Annotated in this window: 12 protein-coding genes; 5 read left to right on the forward strand and 7 right to left on the reverse strand. The window is 58.9% G+C overall.

Annotated features, from left to right (window positions below; translation table 11 throughout):
- Positions 1-62 precede the first annotated feature (62 nt).
- The 3 genes from rho to ACUZ9Q_RS08025 all read left to right on the forward strand — a co-directional run bounded on the left by rho (position 63) and on the right by ACUZ9Q_RS08025 (position 2,189).
- Positions 63-1,358: a transcription termination factor Rho gene (rho, locus tag ACUZ9Q_RS08015; protein WP_449247659.1), complete on the forward strand. Its 1,296-nt coding sequence runs from the start codon at positions 63-65 to the stop codon at positions 1,356-1,358.
- Positions 1,359-1,518: 160 nt separating this feature from the next.
- On the forward strand, positions 1,519-1,728 hold the full coding sequence (locus ACUZ9Q_RS08020; protein ID WP_022659359.1) for a twin-arginine translocase TatA/TatE family subunit: 210 nt from the start codon (positions 1,519-1,521) through the stop codon (positions 1,726-1,728).
- 29 nt (positions 1,729-1,757) lie between these two features.
- Positions 1,758-2,189: an ACT domain-containing protein gene (locus ACUZ9Q_RS08025; RefSeq protein ID WP_192111910.1), complete on the forward strand. Its 432-nt coding sequence runs from the start codon at positions 1,758-1,760 to the stop codon at positions 2,187-2,189.
- A 197-nt stretch (positions 2,190-2,386) separates the two neighbouring features.
- Here ACUZ9Q_RS08025 and ACUZ9Q_RS08030 read toward each other — a convergent pair whose 3' ends face one another.
- The 5 genes from ACUZ9Q_RS08030 to ACUZ9Q_RS08050 form a co-directional block, all read right to left on the reverse strand.
- Positions 2,387-3,760, reverse strand: a complete 1,374-nt coding sequence (locus ACUZ9Q_RS08030) for a surface lipoprotein assembly modifier (RefSeq protein WP_449247660.1) — start codon at positions 3,758-3,760, stop codon at positions 2,387-2,389.
- 12 nt (positions 3,761-3,772) lie between these two features.
- The gene (locus ACUZ9Q_RS08035; protein ID WP_449247661.1) at positions 3,773-4,828 is read right to left on the reverse strand and encodes a FecR family protein; all 1,056 of its coding nucleotides are present in this window, start codon (positions 4,826-4,828) and stop codon (positions 3,773-3,775) included.
- Positions 4,829-4,855: 27 nt separating this feature from the next.
- Complete coding sequence (locus ACUZ9Q_RS08040; protein WP_449247662.1) at positions 4,856-7,054, reverse strand: CHASE2 domain-containing protein; 2,199 nt, start codon at positions 7,052-7,054, stop codon at positions 4,856-4,858.
- Positions 7,051-9,105, reverse strand: a complete 2,055-nt coding sequence (locus tag ACUZ9Q_RS08045) for an HD domain-containing phosphohydrolase (RefSeq protein ID WP_449247663.1) — start codon at positions 9,103-9,105, stop codon at positions 7,051-7,053. Before ACUZ9Q_RS08045 ends, ACUZ9Q_RS08040 begins: the two co-directional genes overlap by 4 nt.
- Positions 9,106-9,336: 231 nt before the next feature.
- Positions 9,337-11,115: a formate--tetrahydrofolate ligase gene (locus tag ACUZ9Q_RS08050; RefSeq protein ID WP_192111915.1), complete on the reverse strand. Its 1,779-nt coding sequence runs from the start codon at positions 11,113-11,115 to the stop codon at positions 9,337-9,339.
- A gap of 256 nt (positions 11,116-11,371) precedes the next feature.
- Here ACUZ9Q_RS08050 and lpdD point away from each other — a divergent pair, with 256 nt between their 5' ends.
- Together lpdD and ACUZ9Q_RS08060 are read left to right on the forward strand one after the other, a co-directional pair.
- The gene (gene lpdD, locus ACUZ9Q_RS08055; RefSeq protein WP_323390265.1) at positions 11,372-11,740 is read left to right on the forward strand and encodes a prenylated flavin chaperone LpdD; all 369 of its coding nucleotides are present in this window, start codon (positions 11,372-11,374) and stop codon (positions 11,738-11,740) included.
- Positions 11,728-11,937, forward strand: a complete 210-nt coding sequence (locus ACUZ9Q_RS08060; protein ID WP_192111918.1) for a hypothetical protein — start codon at positions 11,728-11,730, stop codon at positions 11,935-11,937. The genes lpdD and ACUZ9Q_RS08060 overlap by 13 nt, the downstream gene beginning before the upstream one ends.
- Before the next feature lie 63 nt (positions 11,938-12,000).
- Here the strand turns inward: ACUZ9Q_RS08060 and bioA are convergent, their stop codons facing one another.
- Together bioA and bioB are read right to left on the reverse strand one after the other, a co-directional pair.
- Positions 12,001-14,094 carry an adenosylmethionine--8-amino-7-oxononanoate transaminase gene (gene bioA, locus ACUZ9Q_RS08065; protein WP_449247664.1) on the reverse strand — a complete coding sequence of 698 codons (2,094 nt, stop codon included), beginning with the start codon at positions 14,092-14,094 and terminating at the stop codon, positions 12,001-12,003.
- Positions 14,081-15,031 (reverse strand): biotin synthase BioB, encoded by a 951-nt coding sequence (gene bioB, locus ACUZ9Q_RS08070; protein WP_215647881.1) that lies wholly within the window; start codon positions 15,029-15,031, stop codon positions 14,081-14,083. The genes bioA and bioB overlap by 14 nt, the downstream gene beginning before the upstream one ends.
- Positions 15,032-15,171 lie beyond the last annotated feature (140 nt).

Below are 15,171 nucleotides of genomic sequence, written 5' to 3' on the forward strand. Positions count from 1 at the left end.
GTCATGGCCCTATGCAAATATTGTAAGCGTTACCCTGTGTCTTATCAAAATATCGGACTGTTATGCGCAAAAAGAAAGCTACTTCCACACTGTTGACCGACAGCGCCTTGAGCCTCACGGATCTGAAGACGCGTAGCATGCAGGAACTCATGGAGCTGGCTGAGCAGTATGAAATTGAAATTGCCAGTTCCATGCGCAAGCAGGAGCTCATTTTCGCTCTGCTTTCCACCTGTGCTTCACAAAACGGCGCCATTTACGGTGATGGCGTGCTTGAAATTCTGCCCGATGGCTTTGGCTTTTTGCGGTCGCCGTTGTGCAGCTACATGCCCGGCCCGGACGATATCTACGTGTCGCCCTCGCAGATCAGGCGGTTTTCTTTACGCAAGGGTGATATAGTTTCCGGCCAGATCCGCCCTCCCAAGGAAGGCGAACGCTACTTTGCCCTTCTCAAGGTCACCGAGATCGGCTTTGAACCGCCGGAACACGCCAAGAACCTTGTTCTTTTTGACAACCTCACGCCCATCTATCCTGACCGCCAGCTCGTCATGGAAAATGGCGAGAAGAATCTTTCCAACCGCGTTATCGACATCATGGCCCCCATTGGCTGCGGGCAGCGCGGCCTTATCGTGGCCCCGCCGCGCACGGGTAAGACCATCCTGCTGCAGTCGCTGGCCAATGCCATCAATGCCAATAACCCCGATGTTTACCTCATTGTACTTTTGATTGACGAGCGCCCGGAAGAAGTTACCGACATGGAGCGCACAGTCAAAAAGGCCGAGGTTATCAGCTCCACCTTTGACGAACCGCCGCAGCGCCACGTGCAGGTGTGCGAAATGGTGCTTGAAAAAGCCAAGCGCCTTGTGGAACGCAAGCGCGACGTTGTCATTTTGCTCGACTCCATCACCCGCCTGGGGCGCGCGTATAACGCGGTTACCCCTTCTTCTGGCCGGGTGCTCTCTGGTGGCCTTGACGCCAACGCCCTGCAGCGGCCCAAACGCTTTTTTGGCGCGGCCCGCAATATTGAAGAAGGCGGCAGCCTCACCATCATCGCTACGGCGCTTATCGACACGGGTTCCCGCATGGATGAAGTTATCTTTGAAGAATTCAAAGGTACCGGCAACATGGAAATCTACCTCGACCGCCACCTTTCGGAAAAACGCGTCTTCCCCGCCATCGACATCAACCGCACGGGCACCCGCAAGGAAGACCTGCTGCTGGCCGACGATGTGCTCAACCGCGTGTGGATTCTGCGCAAAATTCTTGCTCCCATGTCTTCCATCGACAGTATGGAATTTTTGCTGGACAAAATGCGCGCGACCAAATCCAACAAGGATTTCATGAACGCCATGGGCAAGTAAGCCCCCGGCAGCAAACCAAGGCAAATTCCCGCTCTGCGGCGCGTGGATGGAGCTGTCAACCCGGTCAGCTCCAGGTTTCACCTTGACCTTGGGTTTAGCAAGGCTTATCTTTTAGAGTGTAATTTGCATTATTGCCCAACTCTCAACGGAGGCTCCCCGCATGTTCGGCGTAAGCATGCCTGAATTATTGCTTTTACTTGTTGTGGTTCTGCTTGTTTTCGGGTCGAACAAACTGCCGGAAATCGGTGGTGGGCTGGGTCGGGCAATCCGCAACTTTCGCCGCTCCTCTACAGAGCCGGATGAAATTGACATAACCCCCAAGGATAAAAAGCAGCCCACGTCTACTGACGATCCCAATCACAAGGCATAGAACCGCCCGTTGAAACACAAGGATTTGTCATGAAAACGGAACAGCTTTCAGTTTTTCTGGAAAACCGGGCCGGGCGTCTGGCCGAGGTTACGCATACACTGGCAGAGGCTGGCATTAACATTCGCGCGCTCTCGCTGGCCGATACTTCTGATTTCGGCATTCTGCGCATGATTGTATGCGACCATGATAAAGCCAAGGTTGTTTTGAAGGAAAAGGGGTTCACCCTTGGCCGCACCAGCGTTGTGGCCGTAGAAGTTCCCGATGTCCCCGGCGGCCTTGATTCCGTGCTTCAGACGGTTTCCAAGAACGGCATCAACGTGGAATACATGTACGCATTTGTGCAGCGCGAAGCTGAAAGCGCCGTCATGATCTTCCGCTTTGACAAGGTGGATCAGGCCATTGAAGTCCTCAAGGCCCACAACTTTGTCATTATCCCGGCTGAGCGCCTCTGCGCCCGCTAGGGAGTTGCAGCAAGCCTCAGGATTTTAAAACTAAAAGAGCCGCAGTTACTGCGGCTCTTTTTTTGTCCCTGATGCCCTCGCAGATTCTATGCAAAAGGGCTTGTGATATACCCACAAGCCCTTTTTTGTCGTGCATGAAGCTTACTTGGAACTGACGACACGATGGCTCTTTTGTCGCAACAGCACAATGACGGTTCCTAGAACGACCAGGCAACCCCCAGTGAAACAAGGGACTGGTCGTATCTGTACAGCGGGCTTTCTGAATTGTTGTGAGTATACTGGTACGAAGTTTCAACAGACCATGCATCGGTAATATGCCACGTAAGGGCCGCGCCGGTGCGCCATTTCTGGTCAAGCCTGTTGGATGTTTCAAGTGCCGTTGCCGGGCCGTTGTACCAGTCGTTTTCAAAAGAAACAAAGGGAGCGAGCTCAAAACCCTTGGGCAACTTGAGCGAAAGCCGCGCGCTGGCTTCCCATCCGGTGTAGCAGTAATCGGCCTTCTCCGGCGTATTGCCGCCCACATAACTCAGGCCAACCATGATTTCATGGTTGCTCTCGCCAAAAAAACGCCGCACATACTGGCCCAGTGTCCAGTACGCGCCGTTGCGGTCGCCGTCCCGCGAGTATGCCCGCGAATCCAGGGTACCGCGCGTAATGAGGTGCCATGACGGCGTAACCGCCCAAAGCCAGGTCGCTTCCGGGCCGGATGCCGTGACATTCTGGTACCACTGATAATCAAAAACTTCGCTTTTGAATCGCAGATCAAACATGGTTGAGGGCGTGAGGTGGCGAAGGCCCACCGCTGCCCTGCCCCATTCAGAAGTGCGGCTGTGTACATCATCAAGCGATGAATCTCCATTGCCACGCACCATGCCCTGAGCATCGCCTACGATCCACCATGGCGTATCCCGCTCGGCCTTCCAGCCCACATCGAGGTTTGCCCCAAGATACGCGCCAAAAGTGCCCTTGGCTTCCGCATCCGGCAGGGTTACGCGCCAAACCCCCATGTCCATTGTGGTACTTGAAGGGCCAAATGTAGCGTTGGAGTCGTACAGCAGACCAGTGCGGAGTTTGCCGTGCACCTGCCAGTGATCGTAGCGTTTTTCAAGCGCATCCAGCAGCCGGTCATTATCAGTCTTGTTGATGTTGGGGTTCAGCGACCGCATGGTTGCCATGGCTTGCTCCGCGCTTACACGGTCTTCAAGCGCCATGTAGGCCTGTGCCAGCTCGCTGTAGAGCACCGGTTCCGACGGATACTTTTCCGTGAGGCGCTCATAGGCCATTACGGCCTGATTGTACCGCCCGCTACGCATGGAGCTGCGCGCCAGATTAAGGTTGATTTCATCATCGTCCGGCGCTTCACGCAGCAGGCGCATGTACATGTCGTATGCGGAAGCATATTTGCCCTGTTGCATGAGAGCAGCAGCATCCGCCTTTGCGGATCCCACCGCAGTGCGCAGAGCGGGTGAATCATCTGCGGCGATGGCGGTACTGACCAGCAAAAGCATGCACAGGGGCACCAGCGCGAACCTACAGCAGAGCCGCAACGGGTGGAATGGATTACGTATCATTGCTGGCTCCACCTATCGTTGTTTGCCGGAAAATGTACCAGATTCCCTCAAGCTGCCATCACTGTTATTAGTGACATTGTAGCCGCCTGAAACAGACAGCCCTGATGTGTTGCGGGCGGCGATGCCGCTCATGGAGCCGGAATAATCATCCGCCGTGAATCCGCTAACATTCAGGCTTGAGCCACTGATGCTTCCCCTTCCGCCCGTCATTGCCATAGGTGTGTCCGAGTTGCCAGACTGCATGACACCGTTGCTCACATTGCCGTTTGTCAGATTAACCAGGAAACTGAACGATCCTGTGTACACTTCATTGGTCAGCGAGCCAGACACATTGGCGTTGCCCGTCTGCCGGAAGCCCTCACCCAGCGCCTGCGCAACAATGGGCGTCTGCGCCAGCGTTGTAGGCGTAACAGGATTACCCACAACAGTGGAAGGCGGCGCCAGTTGTGCTGTTGCGCCAGAGGCGGGGCTGTTGGCCGCCACGCTGCCAGACACCAGGTTATGATCTGCCGGCGTCATGGGCGTAGGCGCGCCCTGCGGCAGGGTGATCTTGAAACCTGTTGGCACCAGCACACCGTTAACAAAAACCTGCTTGGTGGTGTTGGTTACGAATACGGTTGTGGTGCCGTTACCCACACGGACTGCAAAGATGGTGCCGCGAATACCTACGGTAGCATCCGGCGTGACCACAGAAAATCCGTCAGGATTTTTTTCCACAATTTTGCCCGTAATAAAGCGGGCCACGCCCTGCCCCATCCTGGCCTTGAAGGCAGGATTCGCGCCTTCTGCGACCACCGTTTCAAGGCTCAGAGACGTGTTGGAACCAAGCGACACTGTAGTGTCGTCGTCAAACAAAATCTGCGCCCGGCCCGTGGCGTCTGTCGTCAGCGTATCCCGATCCCCAACCGGGCTTTTCATGTCCAGCGCCACGGCCTGTCCATCCCTTTGGGCAGTAACACCTGCCTTGAAGGAAATAACCTGTCCCACATCCTTGGCCGTGCATACGCCTCCGGCCAGCAAAGTCAGACACAGGGCCAAAGCCCCGCGCCCCAGCATTGAACGAATCATGTTTTCCCCCACAGCAACAGGATGTTTCTACTTGCCTTCCATTGTCCAGATGCCGTCCCACTGGACAGGCGGATTCTGCGCAAGCATGAGCGAGCGCTCATGATACAGACCAAACAGGCGCACGGCTGGATACCTTTTTACCAGCGTGGCAAAACCAGCCGCAGCCTTGGCAAAATCCCCCTGTTCATACAGAGCGCGCGCCGCGCTCCATTGCGGCATAGCCGCCTGAAAAATTGCATCCGTACCCGGCCTCATGGGCCAGTAGATGCTGACGGGCTTCGTCTTGCCCTTCACGCGCAGCACATCAAGATGAACAAAGGCAAAGGCATCCCCGCAGCCTTCCCTGGTATCTCCGCTCACCACCACAGGCGCGCCATAGCGTTTGCACAGGCCCTCAAGGCGCGAGGCCAGGTTCACATTATCGCCAATGAGGGTGTAGTTGATGAGGTCGTCTGACCCCATGTTGCCCACGTAGGCCTGCCCGGTGTGAATGCCCGCGCCCATCGCAAGCCGTATGCCAAAGCTCGCCTCAATTTCGCCGTTCAAAACTTCAAGCTGCTCCTGCATGCTCAGTGCGGCGTCCACCGCCAGCGCGGGATGCCCCGGCACATCAAGGGGCGCGTTCCAGAAGGCCATGAGCGCATCACCGATGAACTTGTCCAGCGTCCCCTGCCGACTGCGCACAATGGCCGTCATGGGCGTAAAATAACGGTTCAGCAGTTGCACCACATCCTGCGGCGAAAGCGATTCAGAAAGGCTCGTAAAACCCCGAATATCAGTGAACAGAATGGAAAGCTCACGGTTTTCGCCAGCCAGCAGATCGCCCTGCCGTTTGCTGATCCGCTTGACCACCTCCGGCGACACATAGCGCGAAAACGCGCGACGCAGAACGATCTTCTGCTTTTCCTCCTGCCAGAAGCGCACACTCAGCAGCAAACCGCCGCACAGCAGGGTGGTGAGCAGACCATAGAGGGGCGAGAGAAAGAGGCCGCCCATAAACAACTGGCGTGAAGCCGCGACCGTAGCGCCCATCAGCGCCAGCGAAGACGGCACATATACGCGCGGCCCGGCAAAGCCAAAGGCAAGCGTTGACGCGCAGGTCACAAAGGCGATTATCAGCGCATGCGCGCCCGGTCCCCAGGAAGGCGACTGCACAAAATTGCCGCTGATCATGGCGTCCATGGCTGCGGCATGCACCTCCACCCCCGGCATCACCCTGTCAAAGGGCGTTGCGCGGATGTCGGCCAGACCGGGTGCGGATGTGCCCACAAAGGCGATACAACCGTCAATATCAGCCCGCTTTGCACTGCCATCCAGCACCTTGGCGGCGCTTATATACCGATAGGTATGCCGCCCCCCCTGAAAGGGAACCAGCATATAGCCCTCGCGCGAAACCGGAATCTTGAACTCCCCCGCCGCCACGCTGAAAAGCCCGTCCGGCCCGGTATACAGCCGTAGGGCATCTGTTCCCAGCGCGCGCATGAGGGCCTGCAAGGCCAGCGATGGGTAAACGGCATCACCAAGCCTGAGGAGCAGCGGAACCTGCCGCACAAGGCCATCCGCATCGGGTGATACATTCACAAAACCCACGGGGGCCTCAGCAAAAAGCTCCGGCAGGGGCAAAACAGCGCCTGCCGCTGACTGCAAATAGGCATCAAATGGGGGGGCATCCTTGCCGCCGCGCGCTATCATGGCCGGAGGCTGTGGCAAGGGGCCGGAATACGGCTCGCCCGCATAGCGGGCAAACGCGCCCAGCACCACAGGCGCGGCGCGCACGGAGGCGGCAAGCAGGGTATCAAAATCCGTCAGAAAAGAAGGCAGGCCCACAATTTCCAGCGTCACGCCCCTGTCTCGATAAAGCCCCTCGCGCATGCTCGCTGGCGAGGTTCTGTCCGGCTCTGCAAACATGATATCCAGCCCTATGGAAGCAGCGCCGTTTTGCGCCAGTCTGTCCACCAGATCGGCCACCAGATACCGGGGCCAGGGCCACTGCCCGTAACGGGCCAGGGATTCCTCGTCTATATCAATAACAAGAGGAACCAGAGAAGGTTCGCTTTGCCGCCGCAGGGGCAGCAGCGCATCGTAAATTCTCAGATCAAGGCGTTGCAGCGCCACAGGCTGCAGCACATACAGCGCCAGCATGGCAAGGCCGCCGCACAGCCCCACAAGGGCGGTGAAAAGCCATGGCTGCCGCAGCAGCCGTTTCAGGGCACCTGCAATGTTCATGAAGCAGTATCACGGGTTGTCTGTTCCGGCTCCGCATCAGGAAAGCGCTCATAAATCTTGGCGACAACGTCCATGATTTCTTCAAGGCATTCCACAAGCTGGGGATCAAAATGGCTGCCAGCCTCCTCGCGCAGGAGGGCAAGAGCCTTTTCGTGCGGCCATGCGGCCTTGTACGAACGCGGAGAAACCAGCGCGTCAAACACATCGGCAATGGCGGTTATACGTGCCGCAAGGGGGATATCCTCGCCTTCCAGCCTGCCCGCGTCGCTGGGACCTGCATAGCCTTTGCCGTTCCATTTCTGGTGGTGATGGTGGGCTATCTCGCGGGCAAAGGTCATGAATCCGCCACTCTGGGCCTCTGCCTCCAGAATGCCCGCGCCAATAATCGTATGCGACCGCATGATAGCCATTTCATCATCTGAGAGTTTGCCCGGTTTTTTCAGCAGCAGATCACTCACGCCCACCTTGCCTATGTCGTGCAGCATGGCGGCAAGGCGTATCTGGCTTTTGACGTGCAGGGTCACGTCCGGGTCAAGGCACAGGCGGTTGGCCCGCACCTGATACATTTCTGCGGCAATGGCGCCCACGCGCTCGGCATGGGGGCCGGTTTCGAGCGGGTCGTGCACAGAGGCCAGCCGCACAAGCCTGTTGATGCTTGCCCGCACCAGATGGCTGCGTTCAAGGATATTGGCGATTTCGCGGGCCAGCACCCGTATGTGCCGCTCCATGTCGTGGGTGAACTTGCGGGGTTTGCCCGTGCGCGGATCAAGGCTGTTGATGAGCTGCATCACGCCCGAGATGCGCCCCGCGTGGTCGTGAAAAGGCACCACGAGCATTGATTCCGTACGGTATCCCGTGGCCTTGTCAAAATCATCGCGGAACGAAAACGGCAAATCCTTTGGCAAGGCGCGCACATCCACAATATTGAGCATTTCGCCCGTGCAGGCCGCATAGCCCGCAATGGAATGAGGATTGATGGGCAGGCGCGCCGAGGAATAGGCGAACTTTGAGGCAGTGTTTACAGAAAACAGACTGTCGTTGTGCGTATAGGCAAAGAGCAGATCTTCCCCATCAACAAGAAAAATGGTTCCGGCATCAGCCCGCGTGATCTCTCGGGATTTGGCGAGTATGCGGTCGAGCAGCGTGTTTTCGTCCTGATACTGCGAAAGGTCATCCAGAAATCTGTCGAGCCAGTCGCTGAACTGAACCAGACCGCATTCTCCACAGGCCTGCTGCCTGGGCATGGGCAGGCTGAACCGCATGCCCTCACGCGCAAAGCACAGGCGCTGCCCGTTTGTCTGGCAACTGTGCAAGGCCTCGCGCTGTAGCGCGTCTATCTGCGCATCCGTCATATCCGGCGCATGGTGTGAAAGCACAATGCAGCCCGCCCCGGCAGCATGGCCCATATCACGCCAGTCTTCCCAGCGGGAATGCCCCCAGCCTTCAATATAGCTGGCCTTGCTGTACATGCTGTCCACAACAGCCATGTCCGCGCCTTCAAGCAGTTCGCGGGCCGCCTGCTGCACTTCGGGAGCGCGGGTTATTTCATAATCGCCGGAGTACACAAAAACGGCATTGTCGGCGCAAACCCTGTAGGCAAGCGCCCCCCCGGGATGGTTGGCCGCTATGGCCGCAACCGCGACGCCATTGGCGGGAAGCACCTCGTCGCCAGGTTCAAGGCTGTGCCGCACAACGTTTCCGGCAAAGTCGCTGAACGGTATGGGGAACATGCCGTGGGCAAAATGATTGTCCAGCACGTCCTCAAGCCAGGCGGGAATATAGATGTGGGTTGTCCAGCGGGGGGAATGCAGGGGCGGAAAGAACCCCAGCCCCTGGATGTGGTCTGTGTGCCCGTGCGAAATAAAAAGATGGCAGGTGCCGCTTTCCGGCAAATTTTCGCCAGCCTGCCGCAGGCCTGTACCAGCATCAAAAAAGATAAGCGCCCCGTTGTCGGAGCGCAGTTCAACGCATGAGGTGTTGCCACCGTAAAATGACATGGCCGGAGCTGGCACGGCAATGCTGCCGCGCACGCCTCTGAGCACTACTTCCATGCGATCCTCCTAGTGGATCAATACGGTGTTTTTATAGCGCTAACCCTATGTCTTTTGTGATTTTTTTCAAGCGGCAAAAACTGGCATATCTGATATTCGGTAATACTATCAACTATGAATAGAGTAGGTTGGAAAAATATTTCTGAAAAAACTTTTTTTGCTTATGAAAGGCAATAAAAACGTTATCCGGCCAACCAACTGACCGGATAACGCTTTTATTGTATTGCTCGTCTAGAACACGCCGGTTACACGCCCGGTTGCCACATCCACATCTATGTTGCGGAAGGAGGGCCTGGAGCCAGTACCGGGCATAAGGCTGATGTCGCCCGCCACCGGGGCCACAAGACCAGCGCCGCCAAAAAGCAGCACATCGCGCACATGCAACCGCCAGGATGAAGGCACGCCCTTGCGCTTGGCGTCGTCCGAAAGCGAATACTGGGTTTTGACCATGCACACGCCAAGCTCGTCCGCATCGGGGCGTTCCTGAAGCGCCTTGAGGCGCTGGGCGGCCATGGGTTCAAAATCCACGCCGTCAGCGCCGTACACTTCGCGGGCGATGCAGACAATGCGCTCGGCAATGGGCAGCTTCCAGTCGTAGAGCGGGCGGAAGTTCCGCTTGGGCGAATTGCAGGCGTCCATGACGGCATCTGCCAGTTCAAGCGCGCCTTCGCCGCCTTTTTCCCAATGTTCAGAAACAGCCACGCTTGCCCCTGCCTTTTCGCAGATACGGCGGATAGCGGCAATTTCGGCGGGTTTGTCGGTATAAAACTTGTTGATGCACACCACAGAGGGCACACCGGAGCGGCGCACAATGCCGATATGGTGCAGCAGGTTGACGCAACCGGCCTCCACCAGACCCACATCTTCCCGCAGGTATTCTTCGGGCAGGGGCTGACCGGGGCGGGGCTGCGGCGCGCCGCCGTGGTGCTTGAGCGCCCGCACGGTGGCCACGATCACCGCCGCGTCAGGCGCAAGGCCGCTGTAACGGCACTTGAGGTTCCAGAATTTCTCGTAGCCCATTTCTGCGGCAAAGCCGGATTCGGTCACGTGGATGTCGCCAAGCTTCAGACCCACCCTGTCGGCAATAACCGAACTCTGTCCCAGAGCGATGTTGCCGAAGGGGCCAGTATGCACCAGCACGGGCTGGCCCTCGATGGTCTGGATAAGGTTGGGCTTGATGGCCTCCACCAGCCATGCGGTCATAGCGCCGTCCACTTCAAGGTCGGCGGTGGTCACGGGCCTGCCGTTGCGGTCAAGGGCAAGCACCATGCGGCCCATGCGCTGCCGCAGATCGGCCAGATCGCGCGCCACGGAAAGGATGGACATGACCTCGGAAGCAACGGTGATGTCAAAGTGCGAGCGCATCATAAAGCCATCGTTGCGCCTGCCGTCGCCTTCCATGCCGATAATCACGTTGCGCAGGGCCTGGGCGCAAAAATCCATCACCCAGCCGGTGCTGACGCGCGTGGGGTCAATGTCCAGACGGCGCATGCCCGAGAGCCGCTCAAGTGTGGCGTCGTCATAGTTGCGTTCGTGCTGCATGCGGGATGTGAGGGCCGTCATGGCAAGATTGTGGGCCGCGCCCACGGCATGGATATCGCCCGTAAAGTTGAGAGAATACGGCGTGAGCGGGATGCACTGCGAAAGACCGCCGCCAGCGGCGGAACCCTTCATGCCCATGGTGGGGCCGCCCGAAGGCTGGCGGATAGCGGCGGACGACCGCAAACCGCGCCGCGCAAGCCCCTGCACCAGACCAATGGTGGTGGTGGACTTGCCTTCGCCAAGGGGCGTGGGCGTGATGGCCGTAACGTCAACGTATTTGCCGTTGGGGCGGTTCTCAAGCCTTTGCAGCACTTCCTGCTGCTCAATCTTGCCCATGTATCGCCCGTAGGGCAGCACTTCTGAAGGTTCCAGCCCCATCTCGGCGGTCAGGGCTTCAAAAGTTTTCATATTCTGTTCGGCATCCAGGGCTATCTGCCAGTCCGGGTGCTTGGTGGGATCAAGAGTCATGCTGTCTCCATACAACAAAGAATTGGCAAAATGGTACGGGCCGCCCGCTGGGGCGTCAAGCCCGAGGCATCAGGCATCGTGGCGGCCTTGCGGCTGCAGACCGCATCATATATATACCACAACAATTCCGCCATGTTCATGGGCGGATTTGCCCACCGCAACAGGCAGGCTGGAAATTTCACCGGGCACATGGCAAAAAGCCATAAAGCCCGCAACGGCGCGGCACCCTACCCGCCGCCAAAGCACAGGAGCAGCCATGCGATTCACCGCCCAACAGGGCCGTCTGAGCATACATCTGCGCGTTTTTCGCCAGGGGCGGGACCTGCAGGTGCTCTGCGGCGGCGGCGCAACCCATATCGGCGCTGTGGCTCTGGCCGCGCCTGCGCATGGTCAGGTAGAGGCCCAAAGCCATCTGGCGGGCTTGCCCGGCCACAAGGAAGACGCCCTCGCCCTGCGCATGGCCGAACGCATGGCCCATGCCCTGAGCTGCGCCGTGTGCGTCAACGCGGGCATCCACTACGACAACATCACCCGCGAAGAAATCCGGCAGGTCGAGCAGATGGTTCACGACCTGACGGAGCATTGCATCTCCGCGCTGCAAAAGGATTCTCCATGCTCACGGTAAACGATCTTACGGAACTGGAAAACTACATCCGCAGCGGCGAGCTTGAAGCCGATTTCAAGGACGGTTGCGAAAACGACCGCTTCTACCTGCTTGAACTGCTTGAAAAACTCATGGACGTCTCCGAACTGGCAGACGCCGCCGCCACACGGCTCATATTCAAAGGACTGCCCGTTCCTCCGCCGCCCACAGAAAAATAACCCGCGGGGTGGCCTTTAGGCCTGCATGCCGGTAAGCAGCCACTGAAACAAGGGCGGCAGCCTTTATCCTTGCAGATGCGCTCCTGATTCCAAGGCGCTTGCCACCACAGCGCAGAGCCGCGCCACATCCTCAGCCGGGGTAACATACGGCGGCATGAGGTAAACAAGGCGGTTAAACGGCCGCACCCAGATGCCGTGCCGCACAAAATATTCCTGTAATGCTGATGTATTGACGGGTTCACACGTTTCCACAACGCCGATGCCGCCCAGTACGCGCACATCGGCAACGCCCTGAAGCTCAGCACAGGGGGCAAGCCCTGAGCGCAGGGCGCTTTCAAGGTTTGCGACCTTCTGCCGCCAGTTTTCCTCTTGCAACAGGTCAAGGCTGGCGCAGGCCACGGCGCAGGCCAGCGCATTGGCCATAAAGGTGGGGCCGTGCATAAACACATTGCCCCCGGCGCAAATGCCCTGCGCCACACTGGCTGTGCAAGCCGTGGCAGCCAGGGTGAGCACCCCGCCCGTGAGCGCCTTGCCGCAACACAGAATATCCGGTGAAACACCGGCCCATTCCGCAGCAAACATCTTGCCCGTGCGGCCAAAGCCCGTGGCGATTTCATCAAATATCAACAGCGCGCCAGCCTCGCGGCACAGTTGCGCAAGCCCGCGCAGGTATTCGGGGTGGTAAAACCACATGCCGCCAGCGCCCTGCACCACTGGTTCAAGAATCACCGCCGCAATCTCGTGCCCGCGCTCGGCAAAAACACGCCGGGCATCGTCAAGGCTCGCCGGGTCAAAGGGCTGGTCAAAGCGGCAACTTGGCCGCTCCATAAATATCTGTTGGGGCAGCATGGCCGTGAACAGGCTGTGCATGCCCGTAACCGGGTCGCACACCGACATGGCGCCAAAGGTATCCCCATGGTAACCGCCCCGCGGCGTAAGAAACTTGCTACGCCCGGTCTGGCCCCTGCCCTGCTGGTATTGCAGAGCCATTTTCAGAGCCACCTCCACCGCCACCGAGCCGGAATCGGCAAAAAACACGCGCTCAAGCCCCGCAGGCATGAGGCGCAACAGCCTTTCGGCCAGATTGACCGCCGGTTCGTGCGTCAGGCCGCCAAACATCACGTGGGGCATGCGCCCGGCCTGTGCGTGCAGGGCCTCCATAAGGCGCGGATGGTTGTAGCCGTGCACGGCTGCCCACCAGGACGACATGCCGTCCACAAGTTCCCTGCCGTCTGCCAGCACAATACGGTTGGCTCTGGTGCGCGCTACAGAGCTGAGCAAGGGCGGCTGCATGGCCGAGGCGTAGGGGTGCCAGATGGTCTGGTGATCGCGGCGCACAACATCCGCTCCGCAGTCGCAAGCAGCATCCTGAGAGGCTTGCAGATGCCGCACCAGCGGTTCAAGCTCCTGAGCCAGAGTCTGCCAGCCCTCTGCATCCAGTTGCGCCACGCGCGGCAATTCCACAAGGGGAGCAGCCTGGCCATGTTGCGCCAGCCGCTCGCGCAGCATGGCGGCATTGTCGGCCAGCATGGCGTCCACATCCACGCCGGGGCAACCCGCGGCCGGGTCGGCAGAGGGAACAAGCACCACTCCGGCCAGTTGCAGACCGTTATGCCGCAATGCATCCATTGAAAGCAGAATGTGGTTCAGCCCACCCAGATAATTGCCGCCCACAAGCAGCACGGGCAGGCCCACCGAGGCCATGAGGTCGAGCATGTCCTCACGCTCGTTGAGCGGCACCCGCAAACCGCCAGCGCCCTCGAGCAGCAGCATATCAGCGGTGCTGGCGCGGCTGTGGCAAATGATGTCACTTCGCAGTCCTGCGCAGCTCAGGTGCGCGCCTTCGCGGGCTGCGGACAGATGAGGCGATGCGGGCAGGCTGAAGCAATGCAGGGCCGTTGCAGGCAGCATGGCGGCGCTTTGCGGCATGCCCGCAACGGCGGCGGCATACACGCGGGCATCGGCCAGAGGGGCCGTATTGGCCTGCTCCGGCGCAACACCTGTCTGCACAGGCTTTACAGCCTGGGCGTTGATCCCGGCCAGCAGCAAGGCCCGCAGCAGGGCCGCCGTCACCACGGTCTTGCCCACATCTGTGCCGGAGCCAGCTATAAAAAGGCCCCTTAGCGGTGGGTCAATCTTTTCCTCAGCAGTTTGCATCGCAGCGAACCTCAAGCCCTTGCGCGGCGATCATTTCAAGATCATGCGCAATGCTCTGCCCGTGGGTTGTAAGATAATCGCCCGTCATGAGGGCATTGGCACCGGCGGCGAAAATCTCATTCTGGCGGCTGCCCAGCACAAGAGGCCTGCCCCCGCAGATGCGCAAGGTGGCCTTGGGCAAAATGTGCCGGAACACGGCAATGAGCGTCAGCGCTTCATCAGCGGTGAGGGGCTTCTGCCCTGCCAAAGGCGTTTCCGGGTGCGGATGCAGAAAATTCATGGGCACATGGCTCACACCCATCTTTTTGAGACTGAAGGCAAAGTCCACGCGGTCTTGCCAGCTCTCACCCAGGCCGAACAGGCCGCCGGAACACACGCTCAGGCCCGCCTCGCTGGCTCGCAGCACAGTGTCGCGCCGCTGCTCCCAGGTTTGCGTAGTGCACACGCTGGAGTAGTAGCTTTGCGAGGTTTCCATATTATGGTGAAACCGGGTAAGCCCGGCCCCGGACAAAAGGGCAAAATCTTCAGCCGTTAGTTTGCCAAGCGAAGCGCAGACGCGCGGGCGCACGGCGTCCGGCAGGCCGGAAATTACAGTGCGCAGGCGCTGCAATTCGCTGCCGCTCAGGGCCGAACCGCTGGTAACAACGCCAATGCGCGCCACAGGCAGAGCTGCAAGGTGCAGGATGCGCTCGCGCAGTTCATCGTCCGGCAAGAGAGGAAAAACCTCAATAGGGGTGTGATTGTGCCTGCTCTGGGAGCAGAAACGGCAGTCCATGGAGCAGTTGCCGCTTCTTGCATTGATGATGGCGCACAAAACAATGCCGCGCCCAAAGGCCGCCTCGCGCAGCGCAGTGGCCCTGGCAAACAACTGTTCCTGCGGCAGGGACAAAAGCGCGAGGGCTTCGGCGGGCGTTGCAGCCGCCTGTGATTCAGTCATGATATAACCCTGAAAAAGAACAATGATGCAGAGCAAAAATCATTTGCTGGCCGTAACCGCCCTGAATGGCAGCCATGCCGTCATACAGGCAGGTACAATGCCATTTTTTGGCCTAAAAAAAAAGCCCGCCTCGGGGGCGG

The sequence above is a fragment of the Desulfovibrio desulfopostgatei genome (genome assembly GCF_053570645.1).